This is a genomic window from Pedobacter cryotolerans (assembly GCF_005116475.1).
In the GTDB taxonomy this organism is placed as follows: domain Bacteria; phylum Bacteroidota; class Bacteroidia; order Sphingobacteriales; family Sphingobacteriaceae; genus Pedobacter; species Pedobacter cryotolerans.
In genome coordinates this window covers 13599-36693 of record NZ_SWBO01000016.1, presented here as the reverse complement: position 1 = coordinate 36693, position 23095 = coordinate 13599, and the positions used below count along the sequence as shown (strand labels likewise).

General features: G+C 37.9%; 16 protein-coding genes. 7 read left to right on the top strand and 9 right to left on the bottom strand.

What is annotated here, in order from left to right:
• Position 1 precedes the first annotated feature (1 nt).
• Positions 2-2617, top strand: a complete 2616-nt coding sequence (locus tag FA045_RS17810) for a glycoside hydrolase family 3 C-terminal domain-containing protein (RefSeq protein WP_136878436.1) — start codon at positions 2-4, stop codon at positions 2615-2617.
• Positions 2618-2646: 29 nt separating this feature from the next.
• Positions 2647-4797 (top strand): alpha-glucuronidase family glycosyl hydrolase, encoded by a 2151-nt coding sequence (locus FA045_RS17805; RefSeq protein ID WP_136878435.1) that lies wholly within the window; start codon positions 2647-2649, stop codon positions 4795-4797.
• Between the two features lie 82 nt (positions 4798-4879).
• On the opposite strand, the gene FA045_RS17800 is transcribed toward FA045_RS17805, so the two are convergent.
• The 3 genes from FA045_RS17800 to uxuA form a co-directional block, all read right to left on the bottom strand.
• Positions 4880-5836: a transketolase family protein gene (locus FA045_RS17800; RefSeq protein ID WP_136878434.1), complete on the bottom strand. Its 957-nt coding sequence runs from the start codon at positions 5834-5836 to the stop codon at positions 4880-4882.
• Positions 5837-5964: 128 nt separating this feature from the next.
• Entirely contained in the window at positions 5965-6810 is an 846-nt protein-coding gene (locus tag FA045_RS17795) for a transketolase (protein WP_136878433.1), read from the bottom strand.
• 17 nt (positions 6811-6827) lie between these two features.
• Entirely contained in the window at positions 6828-8066 is a 1239-nt protein-coding gene (uxuA, locus tag FA045_RS17790) for a mannonate dehydratase (RefSeq protein ID WP_225871379.1), read from the bottom strand.
• A 184-nt stretch (positions 8067-8250) separates the two neighbouring features.
• Between uxuA and FA045_RS17785 the strand changes: the two genes are divergently transcribed.
• The 5 genes from FA045_RS17785 (at position 8251) to FA045_RS17765 (ending at position 15602) form a co-directional block, all read left to right on the top strand.
• The gene (locus FA045_RS17785; protein WP_136878432.1) at positions 8251-9906 is read left to right on the top strand and encodes a glycoside hydrolase family 43 protein; all 1656 of its coding nucleotides are present in this window, start codon (positions 8251-8253) and stop codon (positions 9904-9906) included.
• A 9-nt stretch (positions 9907-9915) separates the two neighbouring features.
• A complete protein-coding gene (locus tag FA045_RS17780) occupies positions 9916-11394 on the top strand; it encodes a xylulokinase (RefSeq protein ID WP_136878431.1) in 1479 nt (492 codons plus the stop codon).
• A 21-nt stretch (positions 11395-11415) separates the two neighbouring features.
• Entirely contained in the window at positions 11416-12747 is a 1332-nt protein-coding gene (xylA, locus tag FA045_RS17775; RefSeq protein ID WP_136878430.1) for a xylose isomerase, read from the top strand.
• Between the two features lie 82 nt (positions 12748-12829).
• A complete protein-coding gene (locus FA045_RS17770) occupies positions 12830-14512 on the top strand; it encodes a sodium/sugar symporter (protein WP_136878429.1) in 1683 nt (560 codons plus the stop codon).
• Between the two features lie 70 nt (positions 14513-14582).
• Entirely contained in the window at positions 14583-15602 is a 1020-nt protein-coding gene (locus tag FA045_RS17765; protein ID WP_136878428.1) for a LacI family DNA-binding transcriptional regulator, read from the top strand.
• A 44-nt stretch (positions 15603-15646) separates the two neighbouring features.
• Here the strand turns inward: FA045_RS17765 and FA045_RS17760 are convergent, their stop codons facing one another.
• Genes FA045_RS17760 through FA045_RS17735 form a run of 6 tightly spaced genes read right to left on the bottom strand, consistent with a single transcriptional unit; the run spans position 15647 to position 23094 of the window.
• Positions 15647-16747: a glycoside hydrolase family 43 protein gene (locus tag FA045_RS17760; protein ID WP_136878427.1), complete on the bottom strand. Its 1101-nt coding sequence runs from the start codon at positions 16745-16747 to the stop codon at positions 15647-15649.
• A 16-nt stretch (positions 16748-16763) separates the two neighbouring features.
• Positions 16764-19625: a glycosyl hydrolase 115 family protein gene (locus tag FA045_RS17755; RefSeq protein WP_136878426.1), complete on the bottom strand. Its 2862-nt coding sequence runs from the start codon at positions 19623-19625 to the stop codon at positions 16764-16766.
• Positions 19622-20734 (bottom strand): endo-1,4-beta-xylanase, encoded by a 1113-nt coding sequence (locus tag FA045_RS17750; protein ID WP_136878425.1) that lies wholly within the window; start codon positions 20732-20734, stop codon positions 19622-19624. Before FA045_RS17750 ends, FA045_RS17755 begins: the two co-directional genes overlap by 4 nt.
• A gap of 13 nt (positions 20735-20747) precedes the next feature.
• On the bottom strand, positions 20748-21506 hold the full coding sequence (locus tag FA045_RS17745; protein ID WP_225871378.1) for an SDR family NAD(P)-dependent oxidoreductase: 759 nt from the start codon (positions 21504-21506) through the stop codon (positions 20748-20750).
• A 10-nt stretch (positions 21507-21516) separates the two neighbouring features.
• Positions 21517-21678, bottom strand: a complete 162-nt coding sequence (locus FA045_RS18985; RefSeq protein WP_205943186.1) for a hypothetical protein — start codon at positions 21676-21678, stop codon at positions 21517-21519.
• Between the two features lie 33 nt (positions 21679-21711).
• Positions 21712-23094 (bottom strand): glycoside hydrolase family 43 protein, encoded by a 1383-nt coding sequence (locus tag FA045_RS17735; RefSeq protein WP_205943185.1) that lies wholly within the window; start codon positions 23092-23094, stop codon positions 21712-21714.
• Position 23095 lies beyond the last annotated feature (1 nt).

The window sequence follows — 23095 nt, the reverse complement described above, 5'->3', positions numbered from 1 at the left end:
AATGAAATACCTACTAAAATTAACACTATTATTAATTGCTGCAATTCCCTTATGTTCAACAGCACAGTCTCCAAAATTCCCTTTCCAAAATCATCAACTCGATTTCGAAACTCGTGTAAATGATTTAGTAGCTAGGATGACACTAGAGGAAAAGGTAAGCCAAATGTTAAATACGGCACCTGCAATACCACGTTTAGAAGTTCCGGCATATGATTGGTGGAATGAAGTACTACACGGAGTGGCTAGAACACCTTATAAGGTAACGGTTTTTCCGCAAGCCATAGGCATGGCGGCAACTTTTGACAAAGCATCGCTTTTTAAAATGGCAGATTATTCGGCATTAGAAGGTAGAGCAATCCATAATAAAGCAGTTGAGGCAGGCAGAGGTGGTGATCGATACATGGGTTTAACTTATTGGACACCAAATATTAACATTTTTCGTGATCCGCGTTGGGGCAGAGGTCAAGAAACTTATGGCGAAGACCCTTTTTTAACAAAATCAATGGGAGCTTGGTTTGTGAAGGGTTTACAAGGCGATGATCCAAAATATTTAAAAGCTGCTGCATGTGCCAAGCATTATGCAGTTCATAGCGGGCCAGAACCAGAAAGGCATGTTTTTAATGCCGAAGTGAGCAAGTACGATTTATGGGATACCTATTTACCAGCATTTAAAACTTTAGTGGTAGATACAAAAGTAGAAGGGGTAATGTGTGCCTATAATGCTTTTCAGACCCAGCCATGCTGCGGAAGCGATCTTTTAATGGTAGACATTTTACGCAAACAATGGAATTTCACAGGTTATGTAACGTCTGATTGTTGGGGTATTGATGATTTCTTTAAAAACCATAAAACCCATGCAGATGCTGCAAGTGCATCAGCCGATGCTGTATTACATGGAACGGATGTAGAATGTGGTACCGATGCCTATAAATCGTTGGTTAAAGCAGTTAAAGATGGTAAATTAACAGAAGCGCAAATTGATGTATCTGTAAAAAGGCTTTTCATGACCAGGTTTAAATTGGGAATGTTTGATCCTCCTGCAATGGTGAAATATGCACAAACACCTTCTTCTGTTTTAGAAAGTGCAGCGCATAAGGCTCATGCATTAAAAATGGCACAGCAATCTATTGTAATGCTTAAAAACCAAAACCAAACACTGCCTTTAAGTAAATCGGCCAAAAAAATTGTTGTTTTGGGGCCAAATGCTGATAATTCTATTGCCATTTTGGGTAATTACAACGGTATTCCAACCGAACTTAAAACCGTTGTTCAGGGCATTAAAGAAAAACTTCCAAATGCAAATGTGGTTTACGAAAAAGCAATCAATTTTACCAACGATACATTGTTGGTTTATATGAATTATGCCAAACAATGTAATATTGATGGTAAACAGGGTTTTAAGGCAGAATACTTTAATAACGCAGAATTAAAAGGCGATCCTATAACTCGATATGAGACTGAATTAAATTTAGCCTGGCAAGAGGGGCAAGGAGTAATAGGCAATATTACAGCAAGGAATTTTTCTGCTAAATACACCACTAATTACACTGCTAATAACACAGGTTCGCTTACATTCGAGGTAGAAGGTGATGATGGCTACCGTTTTATGATAAATGGTAAAGAGGTGATTAATGCATGGACTAGAAATAGATGGGGTGCTAGGCAGTATAAAATTGATGTAGAAACTGGCAAATCGTATCAGCTTTCGTTGGATTATTGGCAAGGCGATGGCAAAGCAAATATTAAATTGAGTGCGGGAGATTACCAGAAAACCGATTTTTTAGCATTGGCTGAAAAAGTTAAAGATGCGGATGCTATTGTTTTTGTAGGTGGTATTTCACCGCAGTTAGAGGGTGAAGAAATGAAAGTTAATTTCCCTGGTTTTAATGGGGGCGATCGTACTTCAATTTTATTGCCTAAAGTGCAAACAGAGTTGATGAAAGCGCTTAAAAAAACAGGTAAGCCATTGGTGTTTGTAATGATGACGGGAAGCGCAATAGCAATTCCATGGGAGGCAGAAAATGTGCCAGCAATTGTAAACTCTTGGTACGGTGGGCAATCTGCTGGCACAGCTGTTGCTGATGTGCTATTTGGCGATTATAATCCGGCAGGTAGGTTGCCAGTAACCTTTTATCGTGGTGATGCAGATTTACCAGATTTTTCTGACTATTCGATGAAGGGAAGAACCTATCGTTATTTTGAAGGAAAGCCTTTGTACGGTTTCGGATATGGCTTAAGTTATAGCACCTTTAAATATGAGCAGTTAGCTTTGCCAACACAAATTAAAAGTGGAAATTCAGTTACATTAAGTGTGACGGTAACAAATACAGGTAAGATGACAGGCGAAGAAGTTGTTCAGGTTTATATTACAAATCCGAATTCCAAAGTAAAGTCGCCGCTTAAAGCACTTAAAGGTTTTGAACGTATATCCTTAAAACCTGGAGAGCGAAAAGTTTTAAAATTTACACTTTCACCAGAAGAACTATCGTTTGTAAATGAAGAAGGTGTAACGCAGCTGATTAAAGGGAAGTTAATGGTTAGTGCTGGAGGTTCACAGCCTGATGAATTAAATGTAACTTCTGGCAATGTATTGCAAAAAACCATCTCTATGTTATAAAACAATTAACCACTTATAAATTTGAACATATGAAATACAGAATTATATTCTTTTTGGCTTTTGCTTTTGTTACTGAAATTTCATTTGCCGAAACTGGTTATCGGTTATGGTTAAGGTATGATAGAATTGAAAATCCAGATTTGTTAGAAAAATATAGAAGCCAAATCAAATCAATCAATTTTGAAGTGAAATCTGAAATGGCTGGAGTAGCCAAAAAAGAAATTTTGCTAGCTTTAAATGGTCTTTTAGGTAAAAAAGTTACTTTGGATGCTACTAATTTGGCATCACTAATTATTGGTACTCCAGAAAGTTCATCAGTAATTAAAGCAATGGTTACAGCAAATGAAATTCCTAATTCACCAGAGGGATTTTTAATCAAAACCTTTATTACGAACAGTCAGTTAAAAATTGTTATTTGTGCTAAGAACGATAAAGGTGTGTTATATGGGGTTTATCATTTTATCAGATTATTGCAATCCAATAGCTCTTTAGATAAACTTAATAACAATCAATCACCTACTATAAAAAATAGAATCCTTAACCATTGGGATAATCTTGATGGGACTGTAGAACGTGGTTATGCAGGTTCTAGCTTATGGGAATGGCATAAATTACCAGGATTTACACCAACCAGATACACCGATTATGCTCGTGCAAATGCCTCGATAGGAATTAACGGTACTGTGTTAAATAATGTAAATACGAATGCGTTGTCTTTAACCGTTCCATATCTACTTAAAACTGCTGCTTTAGCTAAAGTTTTTAGGCCTTACGGGATAAAAGTTTATTTGTCAGCTAGGTTTAGTGCACCAATAGAGTTAGGGGGATTGAAAACCGCAGATCCACTAGATCCGCAAGTAAAGCAATGGTGGATCGACAAAACAAAGGAAATTTATCAATATATTCCTGATTTTGGTGGCTTTTTGGTAAAAGCGAATTCAGAAGGACAGCCAGGTCCTCAAAATTATGGTAGAAACCACGCCGATGGAGCTAATATGCTTGCAGATGCACTAGCACCTTTTGGAGGAATAGTAATGTGGCGTGCTTTTGTATACGATGATAAAGTGCCAGATGATAGAGCCAAACAAGCTTACAACGAATTTAAACCCTTAGACGGAAAATTTAGGGAAAACGTACTTGTTCAAATAAAAAATGGAGCAATTGATTTTCAACCCCGTGAACCTTTTCACCCACTTTTTGGTGCAATGCCAGCCACGCCAGTAATGATGGAGTTTCAACTTACCCAAGAATATCTCGGTTTTTCTACACATTTGGCTTATTTAGGCACAATGTTTAAAGAAACTTTCTCATCCGATACCTACTCGAAAGGCAAAGGCTCTACTGTAGCTCAGGTAATTTCAGGTAAGCTTGATGAGCACCAATTGACAGCCATTGCAGGTGTTGCCAATATTGGTTCTGATGTAAATTGGTGTGGTCATCCTTTTGCCCAATCAAATTGGTATGCTTATGGTCGTTTAGCATGGAATCCCGAATTTTCTGCTGATCAAATAGCTGAAGAGTGGATTAGGCTTACATTTACCAATGATCAATTGGCCCTTACAGCGATTAACAAAATCATGATGGAGTCTAGGGAAACGATAGTGAATTACATGACACCTTTAGGATTGCACCATATTATGGCCAGAAACCATCACTATGGACCAGGGCCGTGGGTAAAAAATGCAGGGAGAGAGGATTGGACTTCAGTGTATTACCACAAAGCTGATAGCATTGGCATTGGTTTTAATAGAACTGCTACGGGTTCTAATGCCGTTGCGCAATATTTTCCAGTGGTTGCTGAACAATTTGGGGATGTTAAACAGGTGCCAGAAAAATATCTCTTATGGTTTCATCGATTAAAATGGACAGATCAATTAAAATCAGGAAATACTTTATGGAACGAATTAGTTGAACATTATTATGATGGTGCCAAGGCTGTAGATTCGATGCAGGTAACTTGGCAAGGAATGAAAGGCAAGATTGACGATGATAGACACGAAGAAGTTGCGCAATTATTAAAAATACAGTTTAGCGAAGCCAAATGGTGGCGAGATGCTTGTCTACTTTATTTTCAATCTTTTTCTAAACTGCCTTTGCCTGCGGGGTATGAAAAGCCACAACATGACCTTAAGTATTATCAAAACCTTAAGTTCAATTTTGTACCTGGTATTAAGAATTGATAAGAGATTTGAGCAGTTAGCTATTAGTATTGAGATGTGAGATTAGACCTTATGTCTCAAATCTCACATCTAATTGCTTAATCTATCTTTTTCTTTTGATCACTTTCTGAGCGGCTGCAACGATATCATCTGGATCAAGTTTGTACTTGGTCATCAACTGATCTGGAGTTGCACTTTCTCCGAAACTGTCGTTAACGGCCACAAATTCCTGCGCTGCCAAATATTCGGTAGTCAATAAACGGGCAACACTTTCACCCAGTCCACCAAATTTGTTGTGCTCCTCGCAGGTAACCACGCAACCGGTTTTCTTAACAGATTTTAGAATGGCTTCCTCATCCAAAGGTTTAATGGTGTGGATGTTGATGATTTCAGCATCAATGCCCAATTCTGCCAATTGTTCTCCGGCTTCGATCGCTCTCCAAACCATGTGGCCTGTAGCAATAATGGTCACGTCGGTTCCCTCGTTCACCATCCATGCCTTGCCGATCTCGAACTTCTGATCCTCGGGTGTAAATACAGGAATAACAGGGCGACCGAAACGCAGATAAACCGGGCCTTCATTATCCATAATGGCCAATGTTGCAGCTTTTGTCTGGTTATAATCGCAAGGATTGATGACCACCATGCCCGGCAGCATCTTCATCAGACCTATGTCTTCCAGAATCTGGTGTGTTGCACCATCTTCACCTAGCGTTAAACCAGCATGAGATGCGCAAATTTTCACATTTTTGCCCGAGTAGGCAATCGACTGACGGATCTGATCGTAAACACGACCAGTTGAAAAGTTGGCGAATGTACCGGTAAACGGGATTTTTCCGCTGATGGTAAGTCCGGCAGCAATGCCCATCATGTTGGCCTCTGCAATACCAACCTGCACAAATCGTTCAGGAAAATCCTTGATGAAAGCATCCATCTTTAAAGAGCCAACCAGATCGGCACAAAGTGCAACAACGTTTTCGTTGCGTTTGCCCGCCTCGTGCAGTCCTGCCCCGAAACCCGAACGCGTATCCTTTTTTTCTGTATATGTGTATTTTTTCACGATGTGTATATTTTAAATTAACTGCGTTCAAGCTTGCTCCGCAGGTCTTCATTTCTAATAGTTTAATGTTGAGCGTTCTGCGTTTTGCGTTCAGATCGCCAAACGCTTATCGCAAAACCCCATTCCATTTAATAATCCCCGGCCGTTTCCTTTAACTGGCCCAAAGCAGTTTCCAATTGTTCGTTGCTAGGTGCCGAGCCATGCCATTTGTGCGTACCAACCATAAAATCAACTCCGTAGCCCATCTGGGTACTCATCAGGTTAAGGATTGGTTTACCTTTTCCGGTCAGCGATTTTGCATAATGCAGGGCTTTTACGATTTCTGCCATGTCGTTTCCATCAGAGGTGATGACATGCCATCCGAACGACTCGAATTTTGCCTGCAGGTTTTCCAGAGAAAGCACTTTTTCTGTTGGTCCATCAATCTGTTGTCCGTTGTAATCCACACTTGCAATCAGGTTATCCACTTTGTGGAAAGGGGCAAACATCAAAGCTTCCCAGTTCTGGCCTTCCTGTAGTTCTCCATCGCCCATCAAGGCATAAACCAGCGACTTGTCACCATCCAGTTTTTTGCCCAATGCCGCACCGATAGCAACCGAAAGTCCCTGACCCAAAGAACCAGAGGCGATACGGACACCCGGTAAACCTTCATGTGTTGTCGGGTGTCCCTGTAATCTTGAATCAAGTTTTCTGAAGGTTTTAAGTTCACTTACTTCAAAATAGCCTGATCTAGCAAGTACGCTGTACCATACCGGAGAGATGTGTCCGTTTGAAAGGAAGAATAGGTCTTCGCCAACACCTTCCATCTTAAATTCTGGGTTGTGGTTCAGTACTTCGAAGTATAGTGCGGTAAAGAAATCTGCACATCCCAAAGAAGCACCCGGGTGGCCAGACTGAACGGCATGTACCATTCTCAAACAATCTCTTCTTACCTGTGAGGCGATATCTTCTAAATCGCTAATCGTATGTTTCATCTTTTTAGTATTGTTTTTTATTTGTTTGAGGAGCCTTTATTGCTAAAAAGCAAGTGGTTTTCATCTATCTTCTTATTAAGAATTTTCATGTTTTGAATTCCCATTTCCAGTCCTCTTAATTCTGCCAAACCCTTTAAGCGGCCGATGGCAGAATATCCTGGATACGGATTTTTCGCCAAATCATCTAACATTTGGTGACCATGATCTGGTCTCATTGGGATTGCTCTATTTTGTTTTTCCATCAGCTCTACAACTTGATTGACTAATTCGAACATGTTCGCAGAACCTTCGAGATGATTAGCTTCATGAAAATTTTCATTACCTTCTAATTCCACACTTCTTAAATGAAGAAAATATATCCTATTTCCCATTCTTTTGATGATGCCTGAAAGGTCGTTATCTGGTCTTGCGCCAAGAGATCCGCTGCAAAAACAAATTCCATTGCTTTTTGATGGTATTTGGTCTTGTAAATACTTTAGATCCGCTTCAGTACTAACAATACGTGGTAACCCTAAAATTGGATATGGTGGATCGTCTGGGTGAATGGCTAATTGCATATTATTTTCATCTGCAACCTGGGAGATTTCTTGAAGGAAAGAAATCAGATTTTCACGTAGTACTACGGTACTGACTTCGCTGAATTCCCTTATCAAATTCAGAACCTTTTCTGAAGTAAAACTTTCTTTGCTTCCTGGAAGCCCTTGTAGGCAGGTACTCATCAGGGTTTTTTTAGCTTCTTCATCAAGTTTAGCAAAATAAATGCTAGCAGACTTTACTTCCTCTTCAGTGTAGTCTTTTTCAGCATTTTCCCTTTTTAGTAGATATAGATCAAAAGCGATAAATGCAAGTTTTTCAAAACGGAGTGCAAGAGCGCCTGTTTTGGTTTTATATCTTAAGTCTGTTCTCATCCAATCTATAACCGGCATGAAATTGTAGGTTACCACATGAATTCCCTGATTTGCTAAATTCCTAAGACTGATTTTATAATTTTCGATGTATTGTTTAAAGTGCCCAGTTCTTTTCTTTATATCTTCATGAACAGGAAGGCTTTCTACTACTGCCCAGTCCATTCCGTAGTCCTCAATCTGCTTTTTTCGATTTTGTATTTGCTTGATACTCCAGATTTCACCAACAGGAATGTGGTGTAGCGCAGTAACTATGCCAGCACATCCCGCTTGACGGATATCCTCCAATTTTACAATATCTTCTGGACCGTACCAACGCATGGTTTGTATCATCTTCTTGCTTTCTTGCATGATAATATGGAAGGTTTATTAAATTATTAATGCTAAAGTATGCATTAATAACTAATTATGCAATCGGTTGTATCTTTAATTTTATTTTAACGGAATAGGATGCAATCGTTTGTTTTTACTGAATATTATTTATAATTTTATGTTTTGTTAGGGATATTATATCAATTTGTATCACACAAAGTCTATGAAAAAAATAATTTTTATACTTATAGGTTTGTTTGCCGGGCTATGCCATGGTCAAATTACCATTCAGAATCCGATAATGTCTGGTTTTTATCCAGATCCGAGTATTACTAGGGTAGGAGATGATTTTTATCTTGTTAATTCAACGTTTGCCTATTTCCCTGGTATTCCTGTTTTTCATAGTAAAGATTTAAAAAACTGGAAACAGCTTGGAAGTGTAATCGACAGACCGTCACAAATGACATTTTTTGGCGATCAAACTTCAAGAGGCCTTTTTGCGCCATCTATTAATTATTTCAAGGGTACCTATTATGTTACTTGTACAAATATTGATAAGAGGGGTAATTTTGTGATGACCGCTAAAAGTCCGGCTGGGCCATGGAGTGACCCAGTATGGCTGCCAAAAGTGAGAGGAATAGATCCATCACTGTTTTTTGATACTGATAAGGCATACATCGTTTACAATAGTGATGCGCCAAATAACAAACCTTTATATTCTGGTCACAGAACCATACGCACTTATGAGTTCGATCCAATTAAAATGAACGTAGTTGGTGAAGAAATTCAGTTGGTTAACGGTGGTGTTGATTTAAGCAAAAAGCCCGTTTGGATAGAAGGTCCGCATATTTTTAAACGTGGAGATTGGTATTACTTATGTGCAGCAGAAGGAGGTACATCTGTTAATCACTCTCAGGTAATTTTAAGAAGCAAAAATGCAACTGGGCCATACATCCCTTATGAGAAAAATCCAATTTTAACACAACGTGATTTAGATCCTAACCGTAAAGACCCAATCACTTCTGCTGGTCATGCAGAACTAGTAGACGGCCCAGATGGTAAAACTTATGCTGTTTTTTTAGCAGTTAGACCATATGAAGGTAATCATTACAATACAGGTAGAGAAACTTTTATTGCTCCCGTAAAATGGGTAGATGAATGGCCAATCATCAATCCTGATGTGAAAGAAATTCAATACAGCTACACTTTTGATTACAAGGAAGTAAAACAAAAAGCTCCACCGCAAAGCGGGAATTTTGCCTACAGAACCAAATTTGATAAAAAATTAGACCAATCTTTACTTTTTTTGAGAACAAATGATACCAGTTGGTATAAGTTAGACAAGAAAAATGGTTTAACCATGAAACTGCTTCCAGAAACCTGTATGGGTTTAGCTAATCCGGCATTTATCGGAAAGCGTCAGCAGCATTTAACAGGTTCGGCAGCTACAGAAATGGTTTTTGAGGCACAAAAAGAAAATGAAAAAGCTGGGATGTTGATTTTTCAGAGCGAATATAATTTCTATTATATCTGCCAATCGGCAAAAGATGGAAAACAAGTTGTACAGCTTTATAAAGGAAATCCGAAAACAAAAGCGATGGTTTTGATTACTGAAGCACCGTTAGACGCTAAAAAAGTTCAGTTTAAAATAGAAGCCCAACGTGACCTTTATGGTTTTTACTATACAGATGAGCAAGGAAAATGGAAGTTGTTAAAAGATAAGGTAGATGGTAAGTGGATCAGTACTCAAACTGCTGGCGGATTTGTTGGAGCACTTTACGCACTTTATGCCACTTCATCTGGCGAAGCTTCAGAAAATAAAGCCATGTTTAAGTGGTTGGATTATGCTGGTAATGATGCCGTTCACGCTAAAAAATAAAATATATAAATGTATCTATTAGGTATCGATGTTGGAACTTCATCAATTAAAGTTGCGGTAGTTGATGTAAACACCCAAAAAAGTATTGCTGCGGTTCAATATCCAGAAGACGAAGCTGGAATAAAGTCTGTACAATCTGGTTGGGCCGAACAAGCTCCCATGGATTGGTGGCATAACGTTCAGCAAGCAATTTTAAAAGTTAATTCACTCAATTTATTTGATCCAAAGGAAATTAAAGCCATCGGCGTTGCCTACCAAATGCATGGTTTAGTGGTGGTTGATAAAAATCAGGAGGTTTTACGTGATAGCATTATTTGGTGCGATAGTAGAGCCGTTGAACTAGGTGAAAAAGCCTTTGATGCAATTGGTCATGAGCAATCTTTGGCCAGCTTGTTAAACTCTCCAGGAAATTTTACCGCTTCAAAATTGGCGTGGGTCAAAAACAACGAGCCAGCTATTTACGAAAGAATAGATAAGGTGATGTTGCCTGGTGATTTTATTGCCATGAAGCTTACGGGAGAAATCACTACCAGTATTTCAGCACTTTCTGAGGGCGTTTTTTGGGACTTTAAAAAAGATGAAATTTCTGCAGATGTAATGAACCATTATGGCTTTAACGCAGATTTAATTCCGCCAGTACAACCTTTATTTTCATCACATGGGCATTTAAAAGACGGAGTGGCTAAATTGTTGGGTTTAACAGCAGGTATTCCTGTAGCCTATAAATCTGGCGATCAGCCAAATAACGCTTTGTCCTTAAATGTATTAAAGCCAGGTGAAGTGGCGGCAACCGCAGGTACATCTGGGGTTATTTATGGTGTAAGTGATGAACTGACTTATGATCAACAGTCGAGGGTTAATACATTTGCTCACGTTACCTATACCAAAGAACATAAGCATACTGGGGTATTGTTGTGCATTAATGGTACTGGAAGTATGTATCGTTGGGCCAAACATACTTTTGCGCCTTACTTGTCTTATCCCGAATTAAATCTCATTGCAGCACAAGCACCAATTGGCAGCAAAGGCTTAAAGGTTTTACCATTCGGAAATGGAGCAGAAAGGATGTTAAACAACAAGTATACCGGTGCTCAACTCAACGGAATAGATTTAAATACTCACGGCCAAGCCGAGATTTTTAGAGCGGTGCAAGAAAGCATAGTTTTTGCATTTAGATATGGCTTAGACATTATGCGTGAAAATGGCATGAACCCAAAAGTGATTAGGGCGGGCAAAGCAAATTTATTTTTAAGCGAGGTATTTGCGCAAACTTTTGTAGATGTTACCGGAGTGCCAGTTGAATTATATGAAAATGACGGCAGTGTTGGTGCAGCTTTAGGTGCTGGTATTGGTGCAGGTATCTTTAAAAGTGCCGAAGATGCTTTTACACAACATCAAGTGTTAAGTTATCTCGAACCAAAAAACACAGCGGCTTATGAGCCGATTTACCAAGATTGGAAACAACTATTAATGAAAACTTTAGGATAGAAATATAAAAAATTAAATACAATGACAAAAGTAGTAACAGGAGAAAAAGAATTTTTTAAAGGTATTGAGCAAATTAAGTTTGAAGGTTTGCAAAGCGATAACCCGATGGCTTTTAGATGGTATGATGCCAACAAAGTGGTGGCAGGCAAAACCATGACTGAGCATTTTAAATTTGCATGTGCTTATTGGCATTCTTTTAACGGTAATGGTGCAGATCCATTTGGTGGCGCTACGCATATTTTCCCATGGGATGAAAAGAAAGATGCCGTAGAGCGTGCAAAAGATAAAATGGATGCTGCTTTTGAATTTATCACCAAAATGCAGTTACCTTATTATTGTTTCCACGATGTGGATGTAGTAGATTATACCGATGATGTTGCGGATAATGAGAGAAGATTGCAAGCTTTGGTTGAGTACGCGAAGCAAAAACAAGCAGATAGCGGCGTAAAACTACTTTGGGGAACAGCCAATTTGTTCAGCCATAGAAGATATATGAATGGCGCATCTACTAATCCAGATTTTCATGTGTTGGCACATGGCGCTGCACAAGTTAAAGCTGCTTTAGATGCAACCATCGCCCTTGGCGGAGAAAATTATGTGTTTTGGGGTGGTAGAGAAGGTTACATGAGCTTACTAAATACCAACATGAAACGGGAGCAAGAACATTTAGCTAAATTTTTACACACGGCTAAAGATTATGCTCGTAAGCAAGGTTTTAAAGGTACTTTCTTCATCGAGCCTAAACCATGTGAGCCATCTAAACACCAATATGATTATGATGCTGCAACGGTTAAAAGTTTCTTGCAACAGTACGATTTATTGGAAGATTTTAAATTAAACTTAGAGGTTAACCATGCAACTTTAGCCGGACATACTTTCCAACATGAATTGCAAGTAGCGGTTGATAATGGTTTATTGGGTTCTATTGATGCTAATCGTGGCGATTATCAAAATGGTTGGGATACAGATCAGTTTCCTAACGACATTAATGAATTAACAGAAGCCATGTTGATTATTTTAGAAGGTGGTGGCTTGCAAGGTGGTGGTGTAAACTTCGATGCTAAAATTCGTAGAAACTCTACAGACCAAGCAGATTTATTTTATGCACACGTAGGTGGAATGGATTTATTTGCTCGTGCTTTAATTACTGCAGATTCTATTCTTCAAAAATCTGATTATAAAAAAGTACGTGCTGATAGATATGCATCATTTGATAGTGGCAAGGGTGCAGAATTTGAGCAAGGAAAATTAACGCTCGAGGATTTAAGAAACTTTGCTGCCGAAAATGGCGAACCACAAACTTTAAGTGGTAAACAAGAATATTTAGAAAACATCATTAACAGACACATTTAATCAAAATAGTAAATGCTCAAATTCGTTCCAAACGGTTTGAGCATTTTACTTTTAACAATAAAATTCTAACCAAAAACCAAACATGAACAGTTTAGCTATTAAAGATTACATCGTATTTCTGGTATACTTTGTAATTGTTGCCGCGTACGGGTGGTTCATTTACCGTAAAAAGAAAAAGTCGGTTTCGGCTTCACACGATTATTTTTTAGCTGAAGGTTCGTTAACCTGGTGGGCTATCGGAACATCGTTAATTGCATCAAACATCTCGTCAGAACAATTTATTGCCATGAGTGGTAATGGATTTAAAATGGGTTTAGCCATTGCCACCTACGAGTGGATGGCTGCTTTAACATTAATTATTGTTGCCGTATTTTTCATTCCGGTTTATCTGAAAAATAAAATATACACCATGCCGCAATTTCTGCAGCAACGTTACAATGAAACGGTTGCGATGATCATGGCGGTTTTTTGGTTGTTGTTGTACGTAATTGTAAACTTAACTTCTATACTTTATTTGGGTGCTTTGGCAATTAATGGGATATCAGGTATTGATACTACCTTATGTATGTATGCTTTGGCTGCTTTTTCAATTATTATCGCATTAGGCGGGATGAAGGTAATTGGTTATACCGATGTAATACAGGTAATTTTCTTGATTTTAGGTGGATTAGTTACTACATATTTAGCCTTGGGAAGAGTTGCAGAATTAAACGGACAGGATGGTGTAATTAATGGTTTTAACTATATGATGAGCCAATCTGATGATCATTTTCACATGATTTTGAAAAAGGATAATCCGAATTTCCCTAGTTTGCCAGGTTTAACCGTGTTGTTAGGTGGTATGTGGATTGTGAATTTAAATTATTGGGGTTGTAATCAATACATTACGCAACGTGCTTTGGGCGCCGATTTAAAAACTGCTAGAAGCGGTATTTTATTCGCTGCATTTTTAAAGTTATTAATGCCTGTTATTGTGGTTTTACCAGGTATTGCTGCGTATGTTATCCATATGAAAGGTGGTTTGCAAACAGAAATGCTGCAAAATGGCGAATTAAATCCTGATAAGGCTTACCCAGTTTTACTAAATCTTTTACCTGCCGGATTAAAAGGTTTATCATTTGCAGCACTAACAGCAGCAATTGTTGCTTCATTAGCTGGTAAGGTTAATAGTATAGCAACTATTTTTACATTAGACATCTTTAAAAAGAAAATTGATTTAGAAGCTAGTGAGCAGAAATTAGTTAAAGTAGGTAAAATATCAGTGGTTGTAGCTATGGCTGCCGCTGTAGTTATCGCTCCATTTTTAGGTATCGATAAAAAAGGAGGATTTGAATTTATCCAGGAATACACAGGATTTGTTAGTCCGGGTATTTTTGCCATGTTTATTTTAGGTTTCTTTTGGAAAAAGACAAGTTCAAATGCAGCAATGTTCGCTACCGTTGGCGGCTTTGCCTTATCGGTATTGTTTAAGTTTTTACCTCGACTAATGGATCTAGAATTTCTGGCATCATCGGGTTTCTCTTCATTAGTTGTTCAGCCTGATGGTACATCGTTATACGAAATACCATTTTTAGATAGAATGGGCTTTGTGTTCGTTATTGCTGTAATTGGAATGGTAATTATCAGTTTAATTGACCATAAGAGAGGGGTAAAAGCCAAAGGATTAGAAATTGATAGCAGTATGTTTAAGGTAAGCAACAGTTTTGCCCTAGGCTCAGCGGTTGTTATTGTAATTCTTACTGGTCTTTATGCTTATTTTTGGTAATTTAATAGCTTCATTAAACGATAATAATTATTTTACGTAAACTTGCGATAGAACAATTTTTAAAATTATCTTGAAAAAAAGAACTACCATCTATGATATTGCCAATGCGCTTGATGTTACGGTTTCTACCGTGTCAAGGGCATTGAGCAATTTTCCTGGAATTAGTGATGCTACCAAAAAGGCAGTAATTGAGATGGCTGCAAAGCTCGATTATCGGCCCAATAAATTAGCTTCAGCTTTAAAATCAGGAAAAACATATATCATCGGTGTAATTGTACCAAGTATCCAAGCTCATTTTTTTGCTTCTATCATTCATAGTATTGAAGATGAGTTAAAAGAGAGCGGCTACAGTATTATTGTTTACCAATCCAGCGAATCGGTAGCGAAAGAAATAAAAGGAGTAAGTACTTTACTAGAAGCCCAAGTTGATGGAATCATGGCCTCACTTGCTCTCGAAACCGAAGATGTATCCCATTTCAAAGAGGTCGTAAACCAAAATAAGCCCTTGATACTTTTTGATAGGATTGATGATACCCTAAAGGTACCGACTGTTACCTTAAATGATTTTAAGGCAGGATTTATGGCAGCAACCCATTTGATAGAACGGGGTTATAAAAAGATAGCTTTTGTAACTACAAGCCATAAAATTAAAATATTTAGTGAGCGATTGGAAGGTTACAAGCAAGCACTTAAACTACATAGCTTGCCTGTCATAGAAGAAGATATTATTTTAGGTGGTCTATCTATTAAAGATGGTCGTTTTGGAATAAGTAAGTTATTGCGCAATGAAAATCGGCCCGATGCAATTATTGCCGGAGATGATTTTACTGCATTAGGTATAGTGAAAAAGTTAAAAGAAGTTGGATTGGCACCTCCCATTATTGGTGTAATGGGCTTTGCGAACGAAGTTTTTTCCCCTTATGTTACACCCAGCTTATCCACGGTGGATCAGCATCCAAACCAGATGGGCAAAGAATGCGCTAAACTTTTTTTGGATATGATTAGACAGCTCAATCCTTACGATAAGATCAATACAATTGTAATTGAGCCAACTATCGTGGATCGTCAATCTACTGGCACATACTTATAACAATAATGTAGCTAAAGTTGATCAAAGCTTAGCTGTCTTATTTGTTAGTTTAGGATTGGTTCAATCATTTGGATGGTTCCATCAGCATTGCGTTTCAACTCAGTAACTTTCACATTTCTAAGGTGTGTTTTTCCAGATAATTCGGTATCATGATAGAAAATGTACCATTTGTCTGTAATTTCTAAAATAGAATGATGAGTGGTCCATCCTTGTACTGGGTTCATAAAAGTACCTTGATAAGTGAACGGTCCGTATGGATTATCGCCTATGGCATAGGCTAAATAATGTGTATCGCCAGTAGAATAGGTGAAGTAATATTTGCCGTTATATTTGTGCATCCAAGCGCCTTCAAAAAAACGTCTATCATGATCTTTAGTTAACAATGGTTTGCCTTGTTTATCTAAAATCTGCACATCTTTAATTTCGCCATCAAATGATAACATATCGCCACTCATTTTAGCCACTTTTGCACTTAAAGCAGGCTCGTTTTCTTTTTGTGAATCGGTTTTAGAACCATTGGCATCATATTTACCATCTTTCCAACGCTGTAATTGTCCGCCCCATATACCACCAAAATACATATAAGTGCTACCATCTGTATCAGTAAACATAGCTGGGTCAATACTTAAACTTCCTTTAATTGGCTCTGGTTCTGCCTTAAATGGGCCAACTGGATTTTTAGAAGTTGCTACACCAATTCTAAAAACATCTTGTTTGTCTTTTACAGGGAAATAAAGGTAATAAGTACCGTTTTTATAGGCAGCATCTGGTGCCCAAAGTTGGCGGCCTGCCCAAGGAATATCTTTAACACTTAAAGCAACTTCATGTTTAGTCACCTTGCCGCCGATGCTATCCATACTTAAAATATGGTAATCCCTCATGTCGAAATGATCACCATTATCATTTTCAGGGGTGCCAGCTTCCACATCGTGTGATGGGTAGATATAAATTTTATCATTAAACACATGTGCCGAAGGATCTGCCGTGTAAATTTCTGAAATTAATGGAGCTGAAAGATATTTAGATTTCTTTGTGGTATCTGCACTTTTTTCTGCTGTTTTATTCGCGGCTTGTTGGCATGAACTCGCAATGCCTAAGCTCATCATTGATGCGAACAACGTTAACGTTTTAATCTCTTTGATCATGGTTTTTGATATTTGGTTAATGTTTATTTTTTATGCTTATCGTACTTTCTGGTGGCCCCAAAAAACTAGGTTTTAATCCGCCCATATCAAGTACAAGTTTTTGCAATACTACTCCCGGATTTATCATCCAATATTTGATGGTATGTTTGCCTGCTTTATCAAAAGAAAACGGCGTTTTAAATATTTTAATTCCGTTGGCTACAGATTGCCCCCAAGCACCTTCGTTAGTATAATTGCTGCTAATGTTCACCGTAACTGGCTTTTGATCATCAATGGAGATGGCAAATTTCAATCCATCGGTACCTGTAAAATCGATAGTTGGAGAAATAAAGGCTTGCAAGGTGAAATTGCCTACCTCGCTGAGGTAGATATCATATTCCAAGTGTGGTGATCCATCGCTTGGGTTTTGTATAGGTGAGCTTACTGGGGTAGCGGTAACACCTCCTTTGGTTTTGCCGTAATTTGGTATTGTTTTCCAAAAGATTGGCCTACTGTTTACTGCTCTGTTAAAACTTGGCGCTTCAATAGAGATATAGCCATTTTCTGGTACGAACAAATTTGGCAATAAATCATTATTTACTGCGTTTATGGTTGAAATACTAAAACTGATAGTGTTGCCGTCACTTCCTCTAACTACTATTTCACTGGCTTTGCTTCCTTTAGGCGCTTTTTTCCAATCGATGCTAACTTCAATTCTTTGATCATCTGTTAGTTCGCCATTATTTTGGCTTAAAATTACAAAATTTGGTGCTTTAATTTGATAACTGATTTTGGCATTACCTGTTCTATAAAGCTCGAAATAATGAGATTTTTGCGTTAAGGAAGAAAAACCTGGTAAGGTGATATTTGATTTAAATTTACCTGTTAAATGCGTTTCGTTACCCTCAAGCATCAAACCTAGTGCGGTATTTTCATTAGGTATTTTTGTAGTTTTAGGGATGATGTTTTCTTCTGGCTGCTGCCAAGAAGTATAGCCGATGTGAGTTTGATCCATCATGTGATCCCATTTGCCACCAGCCATCGTTTTGTTGTAGTAGGTAGTTATTGCTGCATCCCTTTTAAAAAGCGAATCAACTTTATCGGCGTAATAATTTGCAGATAAACGACCCTGTTTAGCATAAAGCTTGTTTCTGGCTACAGCCAGATACATTTCATAAAGGTTCGATAACGCTTCGATAGGATGGAGCACCAATTGGTAGTAAGCGTCTTTTTTATCAGCATCAAGCTGCAGGTAAATGGCATTCGCTTGATTTTTGAGCTGGATAAAATCTGTGGTAACTTGATCAAATTCATTATAGTTAATCAAGCTATAAGTGCTGGCGTTTAGCAATTCGGGTTTTATCCGCCCTGCGTATTTTAAATAAGTATCTATAAAACTTGCAATTGTTATTGCATAATCAGCGCCAAATTGCTTAGAAGCCCATTTTTTGGTATAATCCATTAATTTCTCCGAAGGGATGGCATCAGGTGCCCATGCATAATCTAAAAAGAATTGGATAGGAAATTCCATTGGCTTCAAATCACCCACATTTACAATCCAAATCTGATTGGCATCATGTTCGTAAGCTAGTCGCATTTGTTCCCAAATTTTTTGAATAGGGTTGGTGTTTACCCATTTATAATTTCTGGGTCCGCCTACATAATCAAAATGATAATAAATGCCATATCCGCCTTTTCTTGGATTTTCACCTAGTTTTGGTAATTTTCTAATGTTTCCCCAATTGTCATCACATAAAAGTAATGTTACATCATCAGGTACTCTCATACCTTTATCGTAATAATCTTGCACTTCTTTATAAAGCGCCCATAGTTGAGGGGTTTCCGAAGCTGGTTTTTTAGTTATATTTTCAATTATTTCTCGCTGATCTTTGACGATTTTTTCGAGTAATGCAGTAGCTGTCCCAGTAGACATTGGTTCATCACCATCGCCACGCATGCCAATTGTAATAATTTGTTCTTTATCTGCAATGCGTTTAAAACCAGTTTCCCAAAATTCTTTTAATTGATTTGGATTTTGTTCGTAGTTCCATTTTCCTCCTTTGTATCTTCTCCATTCATCATGAGCTCTTGACAAAGGTTCGTGGTGCGAGGTACCAATTACCACACCAAATTCATCAGCCAATATTGGATTTAACTTGTCATCATCGTTAAAAGCATTACCCCACATGGCAGGCCAAAGGTAATTGCCTTTTAAACGAAGAATTAATTCGAATACTTTTTCGTAAAACTTGCTGTTAAAACCACCAAATTCTTTTTTGCTCCAACCTGAAAGTGCAGGTGCTTCATCATTTAAAAATATGCCTCTATATTTAACTGCCGGAGATGAAATTACGTGTTCACCTGCAATTACAAAAATTGAATTACTTTTTTTTGCAGGCACGTCTGCCCAATAATACCATGGAGAAACTCCAATTTGAGAAGAAAGTTCGTAAATTCCATAGATTGTACCACGCTTATCGCTTCCAACAATAACCAAAGCAGAATCTACACCAATAACAGGGTTTTTTACCACTTGTATCAATGTTGATTCCCATTTTCCGGCAATTCCACCAACGTTGATGCGGCGGTTGCTTATCATTTCATCTATTAGCTTACTTTTGCCAATTGTGCCTATGATAATCGGCATACTTTGTGGTTTATCAGTAAAAAACTCAGGACCAATTCCAGTTACTTTTTCAATATCACTTTGGAGATTTTTTGCCGCACGTATTGCACCAGGCCATTCGTTCTCGCTCACTAAAATTGGAGATACTTTTCCTTTCTTTACCAATGAAAAACTTCCAGGCATGTAAGTATTAACCGTAATTGGATCAAGAGCAGCAGCCTTTAAACCAAAACTGCTTATGATAATTAGTAGAATTAGGAGTGTTTTTTTCATTTATTCTTAAAATTAATTACTTCCCAATAAGCTTTTTTAGGTTTTAATTGGGCATCAAAGAGCAAGGGATAATTTTTTCGACCCGGAACTGGATAGGAATCGAGCCAAGTTCTACGGTCTGATATATTCCAAAAGGTAACGTTTGTAATTACATCTTTATATCTTCTAAATACATCAAATACCATTTTGTATTTAGCCATTTGCTGGGCTTCCAGTTCACTTGTAAATTGATCTGATTCGCCTAGGCGTTTAGCCCTTTTATTTTTTTCCCATGGGTAAATAGAAATATCTAGCTCGGTAAACTGAATATTTAACCCTAAGGATGAGTATTTTTCTACTGCCGTTACCAGCTCTTGCTCTGTAGGTTCTTGCAGCGACCAATGTGCTTGCAAACCAACGCCATCTATAGGTACGCCTTTTTCTTTTAAGCTTTTAAGTAATTTGTATAGTCTTTCTCTTTTCTCTGGTCTTTCGGTATTGTAGTCGTTATAATAAAGTTTTGCACTCGGGTCTGCCGCGTGCGCATACTCAAAAGCTTTGATGATAAAATCTTCTCCACATATTTTATACCATTTAGAATTTCTGAGGTACTTTGTAGAATCATCATCAATGGCTTCGTTTACAACATCCCAAGCGTAAATTTTACCTTTATATCGGCCAACAATTGCATCGATATGCGTTTTTAATCGCTGTAATAAAACATCTTTACTCACCTCTTTTCCATCTTTACCCACAAAAAACCATTCGGGAGCCTGTTCATGCCAACACAGGTTATGCCCACGGATGCCAATGTTGTTTTTTATGCCAAAATTTACTATCGAATCGGCGGTGGCCCAATTAAATTTTCCTTCAACTGGCTGTATCATCTCCATTTTCATGTCGTTTTCTGCAGTAATGCTGTTATATTGTTTTTTAATTAATGTAGCTTCTTCGCCATTAAGGCTACTTTTGCCAACGGCCACACCAACAGAAAAGTAGTTTTTGTAAAAATCTTTCAAACCACGAATGTCGGTTTCGTAGTTATTAATGTGCTGTTTAGTTTTGCAAGCACTAATAGTAAGTGCCCCACAAAGCAATAATGAAAGTAAAGTAGATTTATATTTTAACATTATCTTTTATTTTTTAAAACCCAATCGAATTCCCGCCGTCAACAGGCATAACCACTCCAGTAACGTATTTAGCACCTTCTGAGCAAAAGTAATAAACAGCTTCAGCAACGTCTTCTGGTTCACCCATTTGTTCCATCGGAGTTCTTGAAAGCACTTTTTGCTTTCGTTCAGGATCAGAATCTAAAGCTTTAGCAGACATGGCAGTTTTTATAAAACCAGGCGCAACACAATTTATCCTTATACCAATGGGTGATAGTTCACTTGCCATTGCTCTAGTCATTCCTTCTATAGCAGATTTTGCAGCTGTATATGCAATTACTTTTGGTATTCCGTATTGGGATGCCATTGAGCTGATATTCACAATACTTCCCTTTTTTGAAATCAGCATTTTTTTCACCACTTCTCTGCTAATCGCAAATACAGCTGATAAATTAATTTGGATGATACTGTCAAAATCTTCATCGGTTACTTCTATGAATGGCTTTTTCATATTAATGCCAGCATTATTTATCAAAATATCAATTTGGCCAAATTCGTTATATATATCTTTTACCAAATCGGGAATACCTGTTAGGTTTGATAAATCAAATATTCTATACGTACACAAGGATCCAAGTATGTGTTTTGCCGAGAGTAGTTTTTGCTCATCCCTGCCAATTATAACAACTTTAATTTCTTCATTAACTAGTTTCTGGGAGATGGCAAATCCTAATCCAATAGCTCCACCGGTAACTATAGCAATCTTATGGCTCATATTTTTTCTTAAATACATTAATTATACTTTAAAAATAGGTTAATAGCGATGGCATTTTTTCGTTATAACGTTTGCCTAGCATTCGGTAGATTTCGGCAGCAAAATGCAAATTGTCTAGGCGGTCTGGCCAGGCAGCAGAAGACATTACATGCGCAGGGGGTAATTTGTGGTAGGGTAGCAATAATTTCATTCATATCTGATAATAAATTTTCATACAGGCCTTTTAATTTCTATGCCTAGTTTTATCACCGCTAAATTTCCACCAATTTATTTTGAGTGGATTTGTTCCGTTACCTTTTATCACTAGAAATAAATCTTGCTTTTCGGTAATTTCATCAACATTACAGCTAGTAGATTTAAAGTTTTCTTCATTTTCAGTAACGGATGTATTTAAGGTGCCAATGAGTTTTCCCGTTTGGCTACCTAATCTTAATTCTATGCTGCTACCGTTTCCAATTAAGTTGCAGGTAAACTTCTTTGCTTTATGTGATCCAAAATCAACGCCACTAATTTTAATCCAGTTGCCATCTTTTAAATCCGTCACATTCATCCCGCCGTTGCGGCAAACTTCGGTTTTTACACCTTTTTGTGATGACATTGTTTCGGCCTCTACTCTCCCATATGGATTTATTCCATCAACTTGTGTTACGCCATTTGTAGTGTAAACTATTTGTTTTATGGTGCCATCAGCGTTATGATTCAACTGCTCAATACCTAAGTTTCGTTTAAACTCTGTAGGTATCCCTAATTTGTTCGCAATTGTTCTGTTGTGAAAAGCATGGTACCATTGGCCTTTAAATTCGAAAATAGCCTGATGATTGTTGTTGTTATTGTTGGCTGGTTGGCCGGCTACAACTCCTGCGTAGGTAAAGCCCGAGGTAGGGCTCTTACTCGTCATGTAATCAATCCGCATTTGTGCTTTTGGGTTTGAGGAGTAGGATAAATAGTAAGTTCCATTGTATTTATGTAGCCACGATGCCTCGAAATAAGATTTTGCGGTTAGTGTAATTGCTGGTCCATTCACACTAATCATATCTTCATTAAGTTTGATTACGCGAACATTGCTTTCTCCGTTACCTCCAAAATACATGTAGGCCTGTCCATCATCGTCAATAAATGTCATTGGATCGAACAACCACATGTTTTGTGCAGGTAATACGCCTGGTGTTTGCATGCTGATCAATTCTTTGCCAATTGGATCTTTAAATGGGCCTATTGGATTAGTGGCGGTTACTACGCCAATACCTAAATCGCCATTACCGAAATACATAAATATTTTACCGTTTCTAGCGATGATGCCTGGAGCCCAAGTTTTGGTAGCCCATTTTGCATCTCTCGGTACTTGAAAAACCACGCCATGGTCAGTCCAATTTTTCATGTCGCTACTCGAAACGCATACAATTGATTTCATGATATAACCACTGTTTTTCTCCATGGTGTTATCATCATCATTTGATGCGTATAAGTAAACCCTACCATTATATACCAGCGATGCTGGATCTGCCAAATGCCTGTAGCCAACAATAACCTCATCGGCTAAAACTGTAAGGTTGCTGCCGAATAAAAAAGTTAATAAAACGATGTTAAAAATAGATCTGATGCGCATA